Below are 17,337 nucleotides of genomic sequence, written 5' to 3'. Positions count from 1 at the left end.
ATCATAGAAGCCTTCTACAGGATGCCAGCCCTCAGAACAGCGGCCCCAGCAGGTCAAGCTCGGCGCTGTCAGGCCAAGCCGCCCCGGTCAACGGAAGAACGCGCAAAAAGCGGCTCTGGACGTGGTCGACATCACCAGTGCGGGCGCCGGTCATGTCGACCCGGGTGTATGTGTTTGCAACAAGCCGGAATCCGGCCCGGTCATAAAGCGTGCGTTGACCAAAGAGCAGCGCGAATTTGGCATTGCTGTCCTTGCCGATGGCAAGCGTGCGATCCAGCAGGGCGGTGGCGATGCCCTGCCCACGCGCCCGTGGGGCGGTTGCGATATCGCCCAACCCGATAACATCGATCAGTTGTCCGTCGATGCGCACGGCGCGGTAGAACAGCGCGATATGGCCCAGGATCGTGCCATTGCGCCAGACGACCCGCAGATGAGGCCGCTGCTGATAGAAGCTGCGACCGCCAAAATCCGTGGGAAAAGAGGCCCGCAGCAACTCTGCCACCTGCGCCTCGTCTTCGGCAGTCAGCGCATGTTCAGGGATCACCTCAATCATGGCGCCGGACGTGGCTTTCGCCACCCTCTTCGGTCACTTCGAAATGCTGCGCCCGGTTGCCCAGTTCCGCAAAGAGTTCCGCCCCCGTTCCCGTCATCCAGGCCTGCGCACCCAAGCCGCAGATTTCGTCGTAGAGCGCGGCGCGACGGGTCGCGTCCAGATGGGCCGCAACTTCGTCCAGCAAGAGGATCGGCGCGGCGCCAAAATCCTGTGCCAGGGCGCGCGCATTGGACAGGATCAGCGAAATCAGCAGGGCCTTCTGTTCACCGGTCGAACATTCGGAGGCGGGCACACCCTTGGCAGCGAAAACCCCGTAGAGATCGCTTCGATGGGGGCCAACCAGCGCGCGCCCCGCCCCCATGTCGCGGAACCGGCTTTCGGCCAGGGCATCGCGCAGGTCTTCCTCGGCCTGCGGCAGGCTGCCCTCTGACTGCACCAACTCCATGTCGGCGGCGGGAAAGGCGGTCTCTGCCTCGGCCTGCGCGGCCTGCAAGCGGGCCAGGGCCTCCCTCCGGTTGGCTGTCAGCAACGCCCCGGCACGGGCCATCTGCGATTCAAGCGCGACGTACCAATGCGGGTCGCGGACCTCTTCCTTGAGCAGACGGTTTCGTTCGCGCATGGCCTTTTCATAGTCCAGCGATGCCTGCGCATGGTCGGGATAGAACGACAGGGTGAGTCGGTCGAGAAACCGCCGTCGCCCTTCGGCCCCCTCGATCCATAGCCGGTCCATCGCCGGGATCAGCCAGACGGTGCGGGCGATGCGGCCCAGCGCAATCTGACTGGCGGATTTGTCGTTGATCGTGACCTGACGCGCGCCGCCGTTTTCCGATGTGAAGGCGATCTCGTGCTGGCCTTCGGGGCCGGTCAACTGCCCGGTGATCTTCCACCCCAAGCTTTCCGGTCGCCGCGCCATTTCCGCGGCCGACGCCCGGCGCATCCCGCGGCCTGGAGAAAACAACGAGACCGCCTCGATCAGATTGGTCTTGCCTGCGCCGTTCGGGCCAAAGATCGCCACCGGTCGTGGATCAACCGCCACCCGCGCCATGCGGTGCGAGCGGAAATGCGACAGGGTCAGCTGGGTCAGGGCGAGCGGCATGAGACGAGACGATTTTTCGGCGAAAAATCGTCTCTGATCAGACCCGCATCGGCATGACGACGTAGACCGCGCTTTCGTCGCCGCCTTCGCGCATCAGGGTCGGGTCGCCGGAGGAATTGAACAGGAAGACGGCATTCTCGCGGTCCACCTGGCTGGCGATTTCCAGCAGGTACTTCGCGTTGAAGCCGATTTCCAACCGTTCGTCCCCATAGGCAACGGCCAGTTCTTCCTCGGCGGCGCCGCTGTCCGGTGCGTTGACGGACAGGATCAGCCGATCCTCGTCCAGCTGCATCTTGACCGCGCGCGAGCGCTCCGAAGACACGGTGGCCACACGGTCCACGGCCTTGGCGAATTCCGAAGCGTCGACCTCCAGCTGCCGGGTGTTGCCGCTGGGAATCACGCGGGTGTAATCCGGGAAGGTTCCGTCGATGACCTTGGACGTCAGGGTGATGTCCGGCGTGGCGAAACGCACCTTGGTTTCCGAGACCGAAACGGCGATGTCCATGTCGTCCTGGTCCACCAGCTTGCGCAACTCGCCTACGGTCTTGCGCGGAACGATGACGCCGGGCATCTCTTCGGCACCGGAGGGCAGCGGCGCGTCTATCCGGGCCAGCCGGTGCCCGTCCGTCGCGACACAGCGCAGCGATTTACCATCCGCGGTATCCGCAACATGCATGTAGACGCCGTTCAGGTAATAGCGGGTTTCCTCGGTGGAAATCGCGAATTTCGACTTGTCGAAGAGACGGCGCAGCACCTCGGCCTTGGCCGAGAAGTTACAGTCGTATTCCGAGGTCGCCATGACCGGGAAGTCTTCTTTGGGCAGGGTCGCCAAAGAGAAATGCGACCGGCCGGCGGAGACCGACAGGCGGCCCGAACCGGGATCAGCGGCAAGCGTGACCAGCGCTCCGTCGGGCAACTTGCGGACGATTTCGTGCAGGGTCACGGCGGAAACCGTGGTGCCGCCCGCCTTTTCGACCTGCGCCAAAGCGCGGTCCAGCACCTCGATATCCAGATCGGTGGCGCGAAAGGTGACATTTTCACCCTCGGCCTCGATCAGGACATTGGCCAGGATCGGGATCGTGTTGCGCCGCTCCACGACCGATTGCGCTTGCGCGACCGCGCGCAAGAGCGCCGCCCGTTCCATGCTGAATTTCATCGCCCTACCCTCTCCGCAACGCCCGGGGGCGCAGCCTAGCCTGCGCCGGCCCGCACTCCAAGTCGGTTTTCACGATTTGTCTTGTGCTTTTGCCTAGGCGTCAAGGCGTTGCGACGTACCAGTTCCGGCACGCCGCATTTTTTCCACAGCCTGTCAGGCTTCGAGCGCCCGACGCAGCATCTCGACGTCCTCGTCGATCTGCCCATCCTGCAGGCGCAGTTCTTCGATCCGCTTGACGCCGTGCATCACCGTGGTGTGGTCGCGCCCGCCGAACCGGCGACCGATTTCAGGCAGCGACCGCGAGGTCAGCTGCTTGCACAGGTACATCGCCACCTGCCGCGGACGGGCAAAGTTGCGCACGCGCTTGGGCCCGATCATGTCCGACAGACGGATATTGTAATGCTCGGCCACCTTGCGCTGAATCTCGTCGATCGAAATCTTGCGTTCGGAAGCACGCAGCACGTCGGCCAGGCTGTCCTGAACCAGGTCCATGTTGATCGGTTTGCCCACGAGGCTGGCAAAGGCGAACAGGCGGGTCAGCGCACCTTCGAGAACGCGGACGTTGGTGCTGATCCGGTGGGCGAGGAATTCCAGAACGCCATCGTCGATCACCAGGTCGGGGTGCATGGCGCGATAGCCTTCAACCTTGGACTGCAGAATGCCGAGTCGGAGTTCGTAGTCAGTCGGATGCAGGTCCACGACAAGGCCGGACTGCAGACGGCTGCGAATGCGGTTTTCCAGGTCCTTGATCTCATCCGGGGCGCGGTCGGCCGAAATGATGATCTGCTTGTTCTGATCCACCAGTGCGTTGAAGGTGTGAAAGAACTCTTCCTGGGTCGAATCCTTGCCGGCGATGAACTGCACGTCGTCGACCATGAGCACGTCGACAGAGCGGAACATCTCCTTGAAGTCCATCATCTTGCGTTCGCGCAGGGCCTGCACGAAGCGGTACATGAACTGTTCCGCCGAAAGATAGAGTACGGCCAGGTGCGGATTGCGCTGCGTCAGCTCGTGGGCAATCGCATGCATGAGGTGCGTCTTACCAAGGCCAACGCCACCATAGAGGAACAACGGATTGAAGGTCACCGGGCCGCCTTCGGAGACGCGCTTGGCCGCGGCATGGGCCAGTTCGTTCGGCTTGCCGACCACAAAGGTGTCAAAGGTGAACCGCGCATCCAGGGGTGCACCGGGCAGATGGCCACGGGCTGCGGGCTGGGGCGCGGCGGCCGGCTCGGGGCTGGCGGGCGCCTGTTGCGCAACGGCGCGGGTTTCGCTCTCGGTCATTGCCGAGGCCACCTTGATATCCAGACGGCGCACGCGGGGCGACACCGACATGATGTGCTCCAACAGTTGGTCGCCATAGTTCTGCGTGACATAGGTGCTGAAGAAATTGGTGGGCGCCTGCAGCGTCACCGTTCCTTCCGGGGTCGACCCCGCGAAACGCAGCGGTTCGATCCATGTCTTATGATTATTTTGCCCGATAGCCTTGCAGATCTGGTCCTGCAAGACCCCCCATTGCTCTTCGGTCATCTGCCGTTTTGTCCTCGTTCCTCAATCCCCACACCGAACGCCTGACGGCGGCGGGCTTCCTTGCAGGAGGAACAGCGAGACCGTCCCTTGCGCAGACGCAAAGGTGAGGGAGTGACCCCTGGTCTTGGTCGCAGCGACGCTCCGGCAGTCCCGTTCGGCGCGCAGTGCAGCGACCCGCAATGTCTATTCCTTGGACACGGCCGGGGTTTTCCCCCGAGCGTTTGACAGAAGCGACCCAACGCCCTGACAAACAGGTTTGCACACCCCTTTCGGCGTAGTGCAACCGGCAGCCTTGTCCCCCCTGCGAGTCGTGCTCGCTTGGTGAAATTAGCAATCTTCGTGAAGAACCGGCAACCGAAACTACAGCTTGACTCGGTCTTTCGCCGAAAAGAATCCGGTGTGTGATCAAATGGTTATATATGCAAAAAGGGCGCCACATATAGTGGCGCCCATGCAAAGACATACTAGATAGTGATTGTGCTCAGCCCAGTGCTTTGACCCGCGATGCAAGGCGGGAAATCTTCCGCGAGGCGGTGTTCTTGTGGAAAACGCCTTTGGTCACACCGCGCATGAGCTCGGGCTGGGCGGCCTTCAGGGCAGCGGTTGCCGCCTCGCGATCACCCGATGCGATGGCCTCTTCAACCTTGCGCAGATAGGTGCGGATGCGCGAACGGCGTGCCTTGTTGACGGCGAAGCGTTTTTCGTTCTGACGGGCGCGTTTCTTGGCCTGGGGCGTGTTTGCCATGTGATCGATCCTGCTGTTTGTCGTCTGCCGACGATGAAGTGTTCAAGAAATGCGCAACGCCGACGAACGGCATCCCGTGCCGAACCGATTCTTGCCAAAGCGGGCATCACGCGCATGTATGACGGGCGCCTATACAAGAGCGCCCGTCATCGGGCAAGGTCTTTCTTCCCGATTGCCCGTTTCCCGGGCGAATCGGGCAATGCGCGACTCAGCGGTCGCGGAATTGCGCGGTGCGCTTTTCGGCGAAGGCCGCCATGCCCTCGGACTGGTCTTCGGTCGCGAAAAGCGCGTGAAACAGGCGACGCTCGAAAAGCAGTCCCTCGGAGAGGGTCGTCTCGTAGGCCCGGTTCACCGATTCCTTGCAGGCAATGGCAGAGATCATCGACTTCTCGGCGACCTTCTCGGCCGCGTTCCGCGTTTCTTCCATCAGCTGCTTTGCGGGAACGACCCGGCTGACCAGACCGGCGCGCTCTGCCTCTTCGGCATCCATGAAGCGGCCGGTCAGGTTCATGTCCATCGCCTTGGACTTGCCGATAAAGCGCGTCAGGCGCTGCGTACCGCCCAGGCCGGGCATGACCCCCAGGTTGATTTCGGGCTGGCCGAACTTGGCATTGTCGGCGGCGATGATGAAATCGCACATCATGGCCAGCTCGCAACCACCGCCGAGCGCATAGCCCGCGACGGCCGCGATGATCGGCTTGCGGGTCGACGTGATGGCATTGCCCTCGCGGCCGAAGAAGTCCGACAGGAACATCTCGACGTAGCTTTTCTCCGACATCTCTTTGATGTCGGCACCGGCGGCAAAGGCCTTGGCCGAGCCGGTGATGATGATGCAGCGCACCTTGTCGTTCTTGTCCGCCTCGGCCAGCGCCTCGGACAACTCTCCCAGAAGGTGAGAATTGAGCGCATTCATGGCATCGGGGCGGTTCAGTTTGATGGTGGCGACGTGGTCTTCTATTTCGACGATGATCGTCTCATAGGCCATGTGTTTGGGCTCCGTCCGGTTCCGTCAAGGGCCAAGCCTTAGCATTTCATTCACATGGTTCAAGTTATCTTTGACAGCTTGCACAGTAGAAGGACGACCGCCCGGACTGCACGATCCGGCGCACGCTATCGGCGCAGCCCTCGCTGCGACACGATGCACCTTCGCGTCCGTAGACATCAAAACTGTGCTGGAAATATCCAAGTTCTCCATCGGCTTGGCGGAAATCCCGCAGGGATGACCCGCCTGCCGCGATGGCATCCTGCAGCACCTCGCGGATGATCGGAACCAGGGCCCCCAGCCGCGCTTCGGAGATCCGGTTGACCTTGCGTGCCGGATGGATGCGCGCGCGGTAGAGAGCCTCGCAAACGTATATGTTTCCCAGCCCGGCGATGATTTTCTGATCGAGCAGGGCCGATTTGACCGGCGTCCGGCGGCCCTTCAGCATGCCCGTCAGGTAGGATTCGCTGAATTCGTTGCCCAGCGGCTCGGGACCAAGGCTGACCAGCAGCGGATGCCGCTCAACCTCTGCGGTCGTCATCAGGTCCATCGCGCCAAAGCGGCGCGGATCGTTGAAGGTGACCCGCGCGCCCTGCCCCATGTCCAGGACAACATGGTCGTGTTTCTCCGGCGCCGGGTGATCGTGCACGAAATTCCCCAGCGGATCACCCGAAACCAGCATGCGCCCCGACATGCCCAGATGAATGAGCAGCGTCTCACCACTCGACAAATCGGCGAGGATGTATTTCGACCGCCGCCACAGACGCTCGACCCGGGTGCCTGTCAGCCGATCCGCCATGTTCTCGGGGAAGGGCCAGCGCAGATCGGGGCGGTTGACGCGGGCCTGTGCGATCACCTGCCCCTCCATGACCGGGGCCAGCCCGCGACGGACTGTCTCGACTTCGGGCAATTCGGGCATCGGGCATGGTCCTTCGCGTTGTATCGCCCCGGCGGCGCCCTATAAGAAAGCAATGCAATCGAGGACGGCAAGGGCCATGAGCGAAGAGACCGGAAAAACGACGCATTTCGGATATGCCGAGGTGCCCGAGAGCGAAAAGGCCGGACGGGTCCAGGGAGTCTTCAGTTCTGTCGCCTCCAAGTATGACGTAATGAACGACGCCATGTCCTTTGGCATCCACCGGATCTGGAAGGATGCCATGATGGACTGGCTGGCACCGCGTCCGGGACAGCGCCTTCTGGACGTGGCCGGCGGGACCGGCGACATCTCGTTTCGCTTCCTCAAACGCGCCGGCAGCGGACACGCCACCGTGCTGGACCTCACCGAACCCATGTTGGTCGAGGGCCGCAAGCGAGCCGAGGCCGAGGCGATGGTCGACTCGCTCGACTGGGTGGTGGGCGACGCGATGGCCCTGCCTTTTTCCGACAACACCTTCGACGTCTACACGATCTCTTTCGGCATCCGGAACGTGACCCGCCCGCAAGAGGCCCTGAACGAGGCCTTCCGCGTGCTGAAACCCGGCGGGCGTCTGATGGTGCTGGAATTTTCCCAGATTCCCAATGACCTGATGCAATGGGCCTATGACCTGTACTCGTTCAACATCATCCCGCGCATGGGCCAGGTGATCGCTCAGGACCGCGACAGCTATCAGTACCTGGTGGAATCGATCCGACGCTTTCCCGACCAGGACACCTTTCTGGACATGGTCAAGGGCGCCGGATTCGAAAACGCCAAGTACCGCAACCTGACGATGGGCGTCGCCTGTCTGCACTCCGGCTGGAAGATCTGAGTTGCGTGGCCCCCACAACATCTGGCGTCTGATCCGCACCGGCGCCACGCTGGAACGCACCGGTGCAATGCGCGCCGTGCTGGACGCGCTGGAGGCACCCGCGCCGCTGCGCGTGGCCGCCCGGGTCCTTGGCCGGCCTTTCCGCTGGCTGGGTGACGAGGGCGATCCGTCCATGCCCCCGGTGGTTCGCGCGCTGACGGCGCTTGGCCCTGCCTACATCAAGTTCGGCCAGATCCTGTCGACCCGTCCCGACGTGGTCGGCGACGAGATGGCCCAACAGTTGCGCGTTCTTCAGGACAAGCTACCCCCCTTCCCCGTCGATGCCGCCAAGACACAGGTCGAAGCCGAGCTGGGTCAGCCGGTGGACGAGGTTTTCTCCGCCTTCAGCGAACCTGTCGCCGCGGCTTCGATCGCGCAGGTCCACAAGGCAACACTGGCAGACACTGGCGAAACAGTGGCCGTCAAGGTTCTGCGCCCGGGGATCGAACGGGCCTTTCGCAAGGACATCGACGCCTTCTACTTTGCCGCCAACATGATCGAGCTGCTGTCGCCTGCCTCACGGCGCCTGCGGCCGACAGACGTGATCGCCCATTTCGAGGGCGTCGTCATGGGCGAGTTGGACCTGCGCCTGGAATCCGCGGCGGCCAGCGAGTTCGAGGCCAATACCAAGGATGACAAGGGCTTTGCCCTACCCGAGATCAAATGGGCCTGGTCCGGCCGACGCGTGATGACGATGGGCTGGGTCGAAGGCGTGGCACTGGGCGACAACGACGCGCTGGACGCCGCCGGACACAACCGGGTGAACCTGTCGGAACGGGTGTTGCAGCTGTTCCTGAACCACGCGCTGCGCGACGGTTTCTTTCATGCCGACATGCACCAGGGCAACCTCAAGGTCGCACCGAACGGGGACATCATTGCCTATGACTTCGGCATCATGGGGCATATCGACGAATACACCCGCCGGGTCTACGCCGAGATCCTCTTCGGCTTTATCCAGCGCGATTACCAGCGCGTTGCCGAGGTGCATTTCGAGGCCGGCTATGTCCCCGCAGACCGCGACGTGGATGAGTTCGCCCGCGCCCTGCGCGCGGTTGGAGAGCCGATTTTCGGCATGGATGCCACGCGGATCTCGATGGGCAAGCTGCTGGCCTATCTCTTTGAGGTGACCGAGCGGTTCGGGATGGAAACGAGGACCGAGCTGATCCTCCTGCAGCGGACAATGGTTGTGGTCGAGGGCGTTGCGCGGTCTCTCGACCCGCGCATGAACATCTGGAAGGTCGCGCAGCCTGTCGTCGAGGCCTACATCAAGAAATCGATCGGCCCGCGCGCCGCAGCCAAGGATCTTTGGAAAACCGCACTGGTCATGGCCCGGTTCGGCCCGAGGTTGCCGACGCTTGTAGAGGCCGCCCTTATCCGCCAATCACAGCCTGAACCGACGCCGGCGCGAAACCCCTGGCCCGCACGCCTTGGCTGGACCGGAGTCGGCACGCTGATTGGCGCGGCGACGGTTTTGGGCTGGGCACTGCTTGCCTGACTTTGGCTGCCAGTTGATCAAGGGCTGACACAGCATCGATCAGAAAAACGCGGAAACGAAAAACGGCGGCCAGAAGGCCGCCGTTTTCCATGAAACTCTGTCTGACGGGATCAGTCAGTGCCCGAAGCCGAAGCGATGGCGATGATCCCGGCAATGCCGCCGATGATGAACAGCGGCGTGAGAATATCATCATCGTCCATCGTCGAAACGAACGGGTCCTGAGTGTTGCCCTGAGCGGCCACCGGGGCGGCTGCTGCAGCTGCGATCGCTGCCGCGGCAGCAAGGATCGAAAGCTTTTTCATGTGTCTCTCCAAATCTGTACAGGCTTGGACGCGGCGCGCCCGACATGAGCGAACGTACACACAAACTATTTCGCGTTCAAATGACAAATATCCGAAGAACCTGAAATCGGTGCTGCGTCTGCGCAAATGCGCGTCAAATCAGCAACAACAGCCTGAAATGGCACGGTTGAGGCTGGACTGAGCCTAATCGCATCTTTGTGACAACGCCACAATTTTCTATTTTTTTTCAGGTGCTTAGATTTGGCGTGCCGTTCACGAGACCACCGGCTATCCTGATCGGCGACGATTCGCCAGATGTAGCCGAAAAGACCACCCAATTCACGTTCAGATGGCCAATCACGACCTTGGCCCATCGCAAAGCAGCAGGTTTCGCCTTCTGCGCCGAACAATCATCGTGACCGGGTCGATCAATTCATCGGGGCGCGCAATCCATCGATCTGACCTGGGTCGAGTTCCGTACCGTCCGCCATGCGCAGAACAAGAGTTTCACCGTCCTGCCTCACCTCTGCCACCCGGCTATAGGCCTGGGCCGCGATGGTATCGAGCTTGGCCTCGCCCTTGTAGCTTTCTACCTCGAACTTGTAGATCCCGGCAGGCAGGGCGGCCCCGGTGTCGTCGGTCCCGGTCCAGTAGACCTCATCCTGCGACAGATCGAGGTCGAACCGCTGGATGGCATCGCCGTTGGCATCCCTGACCACCAGACTCGCCGCGTCCGCGTCCTCTGCGAACTCCGGTCGAACGGCGATCGGCGTTCCGGTGAACAGGACGGGCGCGCGAACCAGCGCCTCCATTCCGATCCAGCTGCTGAGTTCTTGCAGGGCACTCCCGGTGAGCGAGGCGCTGACCTCCCGCAACAGGTCATTGGTCAGAACCTGCTGTTCGACCGATGAAAACGTGGCAAGCTGGGTCGCATAATCCGTCGAGTCCACGGGGTTGAGCGGGTCCTGGTTCTGGACCTGGACGGTCAACATCTTGAGAAAAGTGTCAAAGTCCGAACTGAGCACCCCCTTGTCATCCAACCCCGTGGCAGAGGAGGATTGAGCACTGCTGTAAAGCGGCGGCGGCGAAGTGATTTCTGTCATGGTCTGTCCTAGAATCTGAGGTCAAGTCCGTCCGAAGCGGCGGCGGCATTGCGCGGCTTTGTGGCTGGCGTGTGGTCATTCGGCGCCTTGTCGGGCCTGTCGTGGCGGGCGGACGACTCCTGACCGCCCTCCCCGCCTTCGCCGAAACTGAACGAGGCGCTTTCGTAGCCGGCATCGGCCAAATCGCCTGCAAGCTGGTCGATATGGCGCCGCATGAGATCAAGCGTTTCGGGGCGGTCGGCGGTGATATGCACCGTCATGCCACCATCGGATGGCATCATTTGCATGCGTACCTGTCCAAGTTCCTCAGGTGAAAGGCGGATCTCTACCGAGCCTTCCCCCAGGCGCGCCATTCCATCCGACACCTGTCGGAGGATTGCCGCGGCATCCGTACGGTGAATGGTTTGCGGCATCGCCGCGGTATGGACAGGCGACGATTGAACCCCCGGCACCCCGCTCACGGGCTGGCTGTCCTGTGGCAAGAGATCCTCAACGAGGTCATCAAGGAAGGGAGACGTCACGCGCGCCGATGTTCCCGGCACGGGAAAGCCCGCCAAAGCCGGGGTCGCAACCTTGACCGTGTCGACCGAGCCTGCGGCCCCTGCCCGAACGTCAGACCGCAACTGCGTCATGTTTTCCATGACAAGCCGGTCAGGGCGCGGCAGGGCATGCGGATCATTGCGCGATTGGTCCTGTTTCAATTCATCCGCAGCACTTGTTACCAAGGGCTGATTGACAGACTCCGGCCGCGTCCCGGCCAAGGTCATGTCCCTCGTCGCGACAGACAACTCGTTGGGCTCAACAAGGCCCTGGCCAGATCGCTCTGCCAAGGGGCGCGCGTTTCCGTTCAAACCCGGCCGCACGTCGTGGAACGTCAATGCGGGACCCCGTCCATCCGAGGCAGCGGGAACGATTTGTGCGGAAACTGCCCCTCCCTCCGGCTTCATCCATTGGCGGAAAACATCGGCGCTTTCCAAAGGGCTTCTCGGAACTGTATCAGCTTGCCCCGGCTTGCCAGCGGTATCGGTGGCGGATTTGGCTGCCACCAAAAGGTCGTTGAATCGTTGCAGTGTCGCGTGCGGGTCAGCGCCAGTCTCGACCGTTTTCGGTTGCACGGTCACGGTCTCGCCACTCGGCGCAGAACGACGCAGGCCTGCTGCCAACTGTTCGGGCGCGAATCCTTGAGGACGATCTTCGGACTTTCTGGGCGTCGATGGCAGGACCGGGTGTTCTCGCGCTCGAAGCGCCCCTTCACCGAGGTCTTCGGGACGGTCAGCAGTCAAACCGATGGTAGCGGACGTGCCACGGGCGAATTGCCCGGCAGACATCACGTCCTTGTTCGACATGGAAACCGGTGGCTCGACAGAGCGCGGCCAGGTTTCCTCTCGAGCCGGTTGAGACAGGCCGAAACGAAAGACCGGGATGTCTGACGATCCCGGATCCGAAGAAGGTTTCGCCATCTCCTGGATTGTTTTGGGGTTGGTTGGTCCATGATCGGTGCGAGCCCGGTCCGCCGGATCAGCGCGCATGTCTCTTTGCGAGAAAGCCGGTGATGCAGGCACAGCAAGGCCGAGAACTCGGGCCGCGGCCTCAAGTTTTTTTACATCAGTTTCAGAAGCTTGAACGAGATGCGGCGCCTCTGGACCTTGCGCTTCAGCCCTTTTCAGGTCGCGCGTCGGATCATCAATGCGAGAATGATCAAGGGCACCGGTGACCGCTCCCGGCGCATGCGATCTATCGGAGGACGTACCCTCTATCCAGCCTCTGGCATTTGGCCCGTCCAACACCGTGGAAGACCCGAACCCAGGCTCCTGTTCTGCATAAGGGTCAATGCTGGGCTGACCATCGATAGGCCCTCTTTTAGGTAGCAGTTCTTCTGCACGTTGCAGCCAGCCGTCCGTCTGTTTCGCGGGAGCATCGGGTTGAAACTCACCTGACGTGGCGGTTCCCTTCAAGTCCGGATCCGTGTCCAGCCACCGGCCCGGCGAATTCACATCGCGCGTTTCGTCCAAGTCGTCCTGCGAAAGATCAACATCATCACGCCAACCCGTTTCCGAGTCCGGATCGACTTCCTTCGGATGATCCACGGGGTCTGCCTGATCAATCTCATCTACATCCGTGAGGGGCCCGGGATCCGGATGAAAAGTCTGGGAATCATCCTCCGCTTCGGCGAAGAACTTGGCGAAATCGGCGTCGGGCGGCGCATCCTTGCTGCCCTCGGGCGCGGATTTCGTCGGGACAAGGCCCAATAGGCTGGTCAACTGGCTCAGCATGAGTGCTCCGGGAATTCTTCCACGGGGGCACCCTAGGGCGCAGCTCCTTACCACTTCTTTACCGCGATCTGGCCAAATCGCGAAGAGCGAGTCGAATTGGAGACAAACCAGATGGAAATTCCCATTACAGCCGCAAGCACCCCAACGCCACAGGACCGGGCCCTGCGCGAAGCCGCCAAGGAACTGGAAACCAACTTTCTGGCAGAGATGCTGAAATCGGCAAAACTCGGAGAGGCGCCGCAGGCCTTCGGCGGGGGCGCAGGTGAAAACCAGTTCGCCTCGTTCATGCGCCTGGAACAGGCCAGACAGATGACCGAAGGCGGCGGAATCGGGTTGGCCGAATCGTTGTTCAACGCCCTGAAGGAGAGAGTCGATGACTGAGCAGACACTGACAAACCGCCTGAAATCCCTGCTCGAGAGCGAACGGGAGGCCTTGCTTGAAGGTGACTTCGATCGCCTGGCCGAATTGATGGCGGAGAAACAGAACCTTGCCGAAGATCTGGAGAATGCACCGCTTCGGGCCGAAGAGGTTGCGCCAATCAAGGACGGGCTGCGCCGCAATCAGGAACTCTTTGACCAGGCCCTGGCAGGATTGCGCAACGTGGCCGCCCGAATTGGCGACCTCAACCGCGTGCGCAAGGCAACCGATACCTATGATGCCAAGGGGCGCCTCCAGACCATAGATGCCCCCGCCTCGAAACGCCTGGAACGACGTGCCTGAGCATTTGTGACAAATCCGCTGAAACGGCAATGGAGGGATTAGGGCGACGTTAGGACTCGAAAGGCCAGGTTGGTCGCGCACCAAGACGGGTGGCGCAGGCCGACAAAGGGGTCGGACTGCATACGTCAGAAGGCGTCAGAGATGCCGTTCGCGGCAAATGCAAACCGGCGCAAAAGCGCCTTTTGAAAGCAAGGACAACCTATGTCTAGCATCCTGACGAACAATGGCGCGATGGTCGCGCTGCAGACCCTCAAGTCCATCAACTCCAGCCTGGCGGACACACAGTCCCAGATTTCAACCGGCAAGAGCGTCGCAAACGCCAAGGACAACTCCGCCGTCTGGGCCATCTCCAAGGTGATGGAAGCGGACGTCAAGGGCTTCAAGGGCATCTCCGACAGCCTCAACCTCGGCCAGTCCACCGTCGCCGTCGCCCGCCAGGCGGCGGAAACAACCACCGAACTGCTGACCGAAATCAAGGGCAAGATCGTTGCCGCCCAGGAAGAGAACGTCGACCGGGCCAAGATCCAGACCGACATCGACGCCCTGCGCAACCAGATCAGTGCAGTCGTCGGTGCTGCACAGTTCAACGGTCTGAACCTGCTGTCGAACACCGACACCGCCGCCGGTTCGGGCAGCATCAACGTGCTGGCCTCGCTGGATCGGTCGGGTACCGGCGTGACCGCCTCGGACATCACCGTGGCCAAGCAGGACCTCGGCACCGGGGCATCGTCGATCGACGTGGCATCGGCATCCGCCACCGCCGCGGCCTCTGACGAACTGTCGGGTGCGGCCAACACCGCCGCCGTCGCCCTGACCGGCAACGCGACACAGCCAACCACGGCTGCCGTCGTCGGCCAGACCGCCGGTGCGGGCACGGCGACCGTGGCCGCCGGCACCGGTTTCTCGATCGAGATCACGGGCGGCGCGGCAGGTCTGGCGACCTTCAACACCACCGCCACCGCCGGCGCACAGGAAATCACCTATGTCGCCCGCGACGGTGATACACAGGCCGACGTGGCCGCCGCTCTTGCCGACGCCTTCAACAAGTACGTGGCCGACAACTCGGACATCACCGACGGTCTCGGTATCGGTGCGGCGGTGAACGGCACCAACGCGAACCAGATCGACTTTACCGGCGCCAACAACGCGGGTGACAACTTCTCGGTCCAGGTCCGCAGCTATGATGTCGGGGATGCCACCATTGGTGGCCGCCTGGAAGACCTGTCGGACATCGACGTGACCACCCAGGCCGGCGCTGACGCCGCGCTGGAATCGATCGAGGGCCTGATCCAGACGGCCATCGACTCGGCCTCGGCATTCGGTTCGGCGCAGGGCCGTATCGAAACCCAGGCGGATTTCGTGGGCAGCCTGACCGATGCGCTAAAATCCGGCATCGGCACGCTGGTCGATGCCGACATGGAAGAGGCCTCGGCCCGTCTGCAGGCGCTGCAGGTGCAGCAGCAGCTGGGTGTCCAGGCGCTGTCCATCGCCAACCAGGCCCCGCAGTCGCTGCTGTCGCTGTTCCGCTAAACCAAGCCACTCCGGGGGGCCGGGCAACCGGCCCTTCGGGTCATACCCCTTGATCCTCATAACCAGAAGGTTCTGAAGTGAACGCCCATACTCTCGCGCAACGGGCCTATGCCCAAAACGCCCGCTCGACCCAGACCCCCCGCGGCACCGAATACGAGCTGATCGCAAAGGTCACGCACCGCATCAAGGCCGCCGCCGAGGCCGGTCCTCGGGCCTATCCAAGGCTGGTCGAAGCACTTTCCGACAACCAGCGTCTCTGGACCGCTTTGGCCGTCGATGTCGCCGACAGCGACAATGGCCTTCCCGCCGAGTTGCGGGCGCGGATCTTCTACCTTGCGGAATTTGTGCAGCAACACACCTCGCAGGTGCTGACGAAGAAAGCGCGCGTCAGACCGCTTCTGGAAATCAACGCCGCGATCCTGAAAGGATTGAGCGGCAGGAGCACACGAAAATGAGTGGACTTGTCCTGAAACTCGGCCCGCGAGAGCGCGTGTTGATCAACGGTGCGGTAATCGAGAACGGCGATCGCCGCAGCCGCCTGTCAATCGTCACCCCGAACGCGAACGTCCTTCGCCTGCGCGATGCCATCCACCCGGAAGAGGCGAAGACGCCCGTACGCCGGCTTTGCTATCATGCACAACTGATCCTGACCGGGGATGCCGATGCCGAAGAGGCGCGTCTGAAACTCCTTCCCCGGATCGAGGAGCTGAGCCAGATCCTCACCGATCCGGACAGCAGGCGCTTGCTGGGACAGGCAACCGAAGCCTTGCTGGGAGAGCAGTTCTACCAATGCCTCAAGGCTCTGAGAGCCTTGATCCCGCGCGAGGACAGGTTGCTGGCAACGAGGTCACAATGAGCTTTCAACCGATTGTCGTCGGCTCCGGTCTGACCGCCTGGCAATTCCTGAAGGCGACGCAGGACACACAACGCGCGAATTTCGACAAATCACCGACGCTTGCCCGCGATGCCGAATATTTCGCGTCCCGCATCGGCGAAATCACCAGCGCGGAGGAATTCGTATCCGACCGCAGGGTCATGCGTGTCGCGCTGTCGGCCTTCGGGCTTGAAGACAAGATCGACAGCAAGTTCCTGATCCAGAAAGTCCTGGAAGACGGAACGGAAGACGACGATGCTCTCGCCAATCGCCTGTCAGATGGGCGGTTCGTTGCCTTGGCCAATGCCTTCAGTTTCGAAAAGATCCTGGAACCCAAGACCCGGGAAGCCGGTTTTGCGGACCCGATCGCGGATCGATACCGCGAAGCCGTGCTGGCCAACATGGAGGCCGGGTTGGCCGAAACGGGCGATACGGACACGCCTTATGGCGAATCCGTGCGCGCGCAAGTCTCTCTGAACATAGAGACGGAAACGCAGTTCTTTCGGGACAACATCGGCGCTGTCAACTCGGCCGAGGGGATGATCAAGAATCCACGCCTTCTCACCTATGCCCTGGTCGCCTTTGACCTCGGCGAAAAGGCCGGCAGTCCCAAGCTGATACAGAGGGTCCTGGAACAAGGCACCGACGATCCCCGCGACCTGGCCAATGTCTTGGGCGACAGCCGGTATGTCGAACTGGCCAAAGCCTTTGAATTCGACCGCGATCCGGTCTCCGCAATCCAGAGAGAGGGCTTCGCGGATGAAATCGTTTCCGATTTCTATCTCCATGAATTCGAGGTCGCGGTTGGCGACGTGGATGAAAGCCTGCGCACTGCGCTGAATTTCGAACGTGCCATTCCCGAACTGGCCGGGCGGGATTCGTCGGACAATACCAAGTGGTTCTCGGTCCTTGGGACAACTTCGCTGCGCAATGTCTTCCAGGCGGCGCTGGGCCTGCCCTCGGGGTTCAGCCAGATCGACGTCGACAAGCAAGTCGAGATGCTGAAGGACAAGGTCAACAGCCGCTATGGCGTCCAGTCCTTCTCGGAAATGGCCGAACCGGACGTGCTGAACCGGGTCATCAACACCTACCTGTTGCAGAACCAGATCAACCAGACGGCAAACGCCGGGTCGAACCAGATTGCGCTGACGCTTCTTTCGTCCATTCCGCGCCAATCCCTTTATGGGTAAAAGGTGCGGCAATGAACACCG

Annotated in this window: 18 protein-coding genes; 8 read left to right on the top strand and 10 right to left on the bottom strand. The window is 61.9% G+C overall.

Going from position 1 to position 17,337, the window contains the following annotated elements; genetic code table 11:
- Positions 1-31 precede the first annotated feature (31 nt).
- From ACQY5B_RS23690 to mutM, 7 genes are all read right to left on the bottom strand, one after another.
- The gene (locus ACQY5B_RS23690; protein ID WP_305969668.1) at positions 32-553 is read right to left on the bottom strand and encodes a GNAT family N-acetyltransferase; all 522 of its coding nucleotides are present in this window, start codon (positions 551-553) and stop codon (positions 32-34) included.
- Entirely contained in the window at positions 546-1,649 is a 1,104-nt protein-coding gene (gene recF, locus ACQY5B_RS23685) for a DNA replication/repair protein RecF (protein ID WP_420327054.1), read from the bottom strand. The genes ACQY5B_RS23690 and recF overlap by 8 nt, the downstream gene beginning before the upstream one ends.
- Positions 1,650-1,686: 37 nt before the next feature.
- Complete coding sequence (dnaN, locus tag ACQY5B_RS23680; protein ID WP_305969666.1) at positions 1,687-2,805, bottom strand: DNA polymerase III subunit beta; 1,119 nt, start codon at positions 2,803-2,805, stop codon at positions 1,687-1,689.
- Between the two features lie 153 nt (positions 2,806-2,958).
- Complete coding sequence (gene dnaA / locus ACQY5B_RS23675) at positions 2,959-4,335, bottom strand: chromosomal replication initiator protein DnaA (protein ID WP_305969665.1); 1,377 nt, start codon at positions 4,333-4,335, stop codon at positions 2,959-2,961.
- A 481-nt stretch (positions 4,336-4,816) separates the two neighbouring features.
- Positions 4,817-5,080, bottom strand: a complete 264-nt coding sequence (gene rpsT / locus ACQY5B_RS23670; RefSeq protein WP_305969664.1) for a 30S ribosomal protein S20 — start codon at positions 5,078-5,080, stop codon at positions 4,817-4,819.
- Positions 5,081-5,288: 208 nt separating this feature from the next.
- On the bottom strand, positions 5,289-6,065 hold the full coding sequence (locus tag ACQY5B_RS23665; RefSeq protein WP_305969663.1) for an enoyl-CoA hydratase: 777 nt from the start codon (positions 6,063-6,065) through the stop codon (positions 5,289-5,291).
- A gap of 64 nt (positions 6,066-6,129) precedes the next feature.
- Positions 6,130-6,981, bottom strand: coding sequence for a bifunctional DNA-formamidopyrimidine glycosylase/DNA-(apurinic or apyrimidinic site) lyase (mutM, locus tag ACQY5B_RS23660; protein WP_420327056.1), 852 nt, complete (start codon positions 6,979-6,981; stop codon positions 6,130-6,132).
- A 76-nt stretch (positions 6,982-7,057) separates the two neighbouring features.
- Between mutM and ubiE the strand changes: the two genes are divergently transcribed.
- On the top strand, positions 7,058-7,810 hold the full coding sequence (gene ubiE, locus ACQY5B_RS23655; protein ID WP_420327057.1) for a bifunctional demethylmenaquinone methyltransferase/2-methoxy-6-polyprenyl-1,4-benzoquinol methylase UbiE: 753 nt from the start codon (positions 7,058-7,060) through the stop codon (positions 7,808-7,810).
- A 1-nt stretch (position 7,811) separates the two neighbouring features.
- Positions 7,812-9,344, top strand: coding sequence for a 2-polyprenylphenol 6-hydroxylase (gene ubiB, locus ACQY5B_RS23650; protein WP_420327058.1), 1,533 nt, complete (start codon positions 7,812-7,814; stop codon positions 9,342-9,344).
- 110 nt (positions 9,345-9,454) lie between these two features.
- Here the strand turns inward: ubiB and ACQY5B_RS23645 are convergent, their stop codons facing one another.
- The 3 genes from ACQY5B_RS23645 to ACQY5B_RS23635 form a co-directional block, all read right to left on the bottom strand.
- Positions 9,455-9,646 carry a hypothetical protein gene (locus tag ACQY5B_RS23645; protein WP_305969659.1) on the bottom strand — a complete coding sequence of 64 codons (192 nt, stop codon included), beginning with the start codon at positions 9,644-9,646 and terminating at the stop codon, positions 9,455-9,457.
- A gap of 407 nt (positions 9,647-10,053) precedes the next feature.
- Entirely contained in the window at positions 10,054-10,728 is a 675-nt protein-coding gene (locus ACQY5B_RS23640) for a flagellar hook capping FlgD N-terminal domain-containing protein (RefSeq protein WP_420327059.1), read from the bottom strand.
- Positions 10,729-10,736: 8 nt separating this feature from the next.
- On the bottom strand, positions 10,737-13,001 hold the full coding sequence (locus ACQY5B_RS23635) for a flagellar hook-length control protein FliK (RefSeq protein WP_420327060.1): 2,265 nt from the start codon (positions 12,999-13,001) through the stop codon (positions 10,737-10,739).
- Positions 13,002-13,112: 111 nt separating this feature from the next.
- Between ACQY5B_RS23635 and ACQY5B_RS23630 the strand changes: the two genes are divergently transcribed.
- From ACQY5B_RS23630 to ACQY5B_RS23605, 6 genes are all read left to right on the top strand, one after another.
- Positions 13,113-13,382 carry a rod-binding protein gene (locus ACQY5B_RS23630; protein WP_305969656.1) on the top strand — a complete coding sequence of 90 codons (270 nt, stop codon included), beginning with the start codon at positions 13,113-13,115 and terminating at the stop codon, positions 13,380-13,382.
- On the top strand, positions 13,375-13,722 hold the full coding sequence (locus ACQY5B_RS23625; RefSeq protein ID WP_305969655.1) for a flagellar protein FlgN: 348 nt from the start codon (positions 13,375-13,377) through the stop codon (positions 13,720-13,722). The genes ACQY5B_RS23630 and ACQY5B_RS23625 overlap by 8 nt, the downstream gene beginning before the upstream one ends.
- A 201-nt stretch (positions 13,723-13,923) precedes the next feature.
- Positions 13,924-15,252 carry a flagellin N-terminal helical domain-containing protein gene (locus ACQY5B_RS23620; protein WP_420327061.1) on the top strand — a complete coding sequence of 443 codons (1,329 nt, stop codon included), beginning with the start codon at positions 13,924-13,926 and terminating at the stop codon, positions 15,250-15,252.
- A 77-nt stretch (positions 15,253-15,329) separates the two neighbouring features.
- Entirely contained in the window at positions 15,330-15,707 is a 378-nt protein-coding gene (flaF, locus tag ACQY5B_RS23615) for a flagellar biosynthesis regulator FlaF (protein ID WP_305970072.1), read from the top strand.
- Entirely contained in the window at positions 15,704-16,108 is a 405-nt protein-coding gene (gene flbT, locus ACQY5B_RS23610) for a flagellar biosynthesis repressor FlbT (RefSeq protein WP_043142932.1), read from the top strand. Before flaF ends, flbT begins: the two co-directional genes overlap by 4 nt.
- On the top strand, positions 16,105-17,316 hold the full coding sequence (locus ACQY5B_RS23605) for a DUF1217 domain-containing protein (RefSeq protein WP_420327062.1): 1,212 nt from the start codon (positions 16,105-16,107) through the stop codon (positions 17,314-17,316). The genes flbT and ACQY5B_RS23605 overlap by 4 nt, the downstream gene beginning before the upstream one ends.
- Positions 17,317-17,337 lie beyond the last annotated feature (21 nt).

The organism is Antarctobacter sp. (genome assembly GCF_965277915.1).
Classification (GTDB): Bacteria; Pseudomonadota; Alphaproteobacteria; order Rhodobacterales; family Rhodobacteraceae; genus Antarctobacter.
Note: the sequence above shows the minus strand (reverse complement) of the source record. Positions and strands in the feature narration are given on the sequence as shown.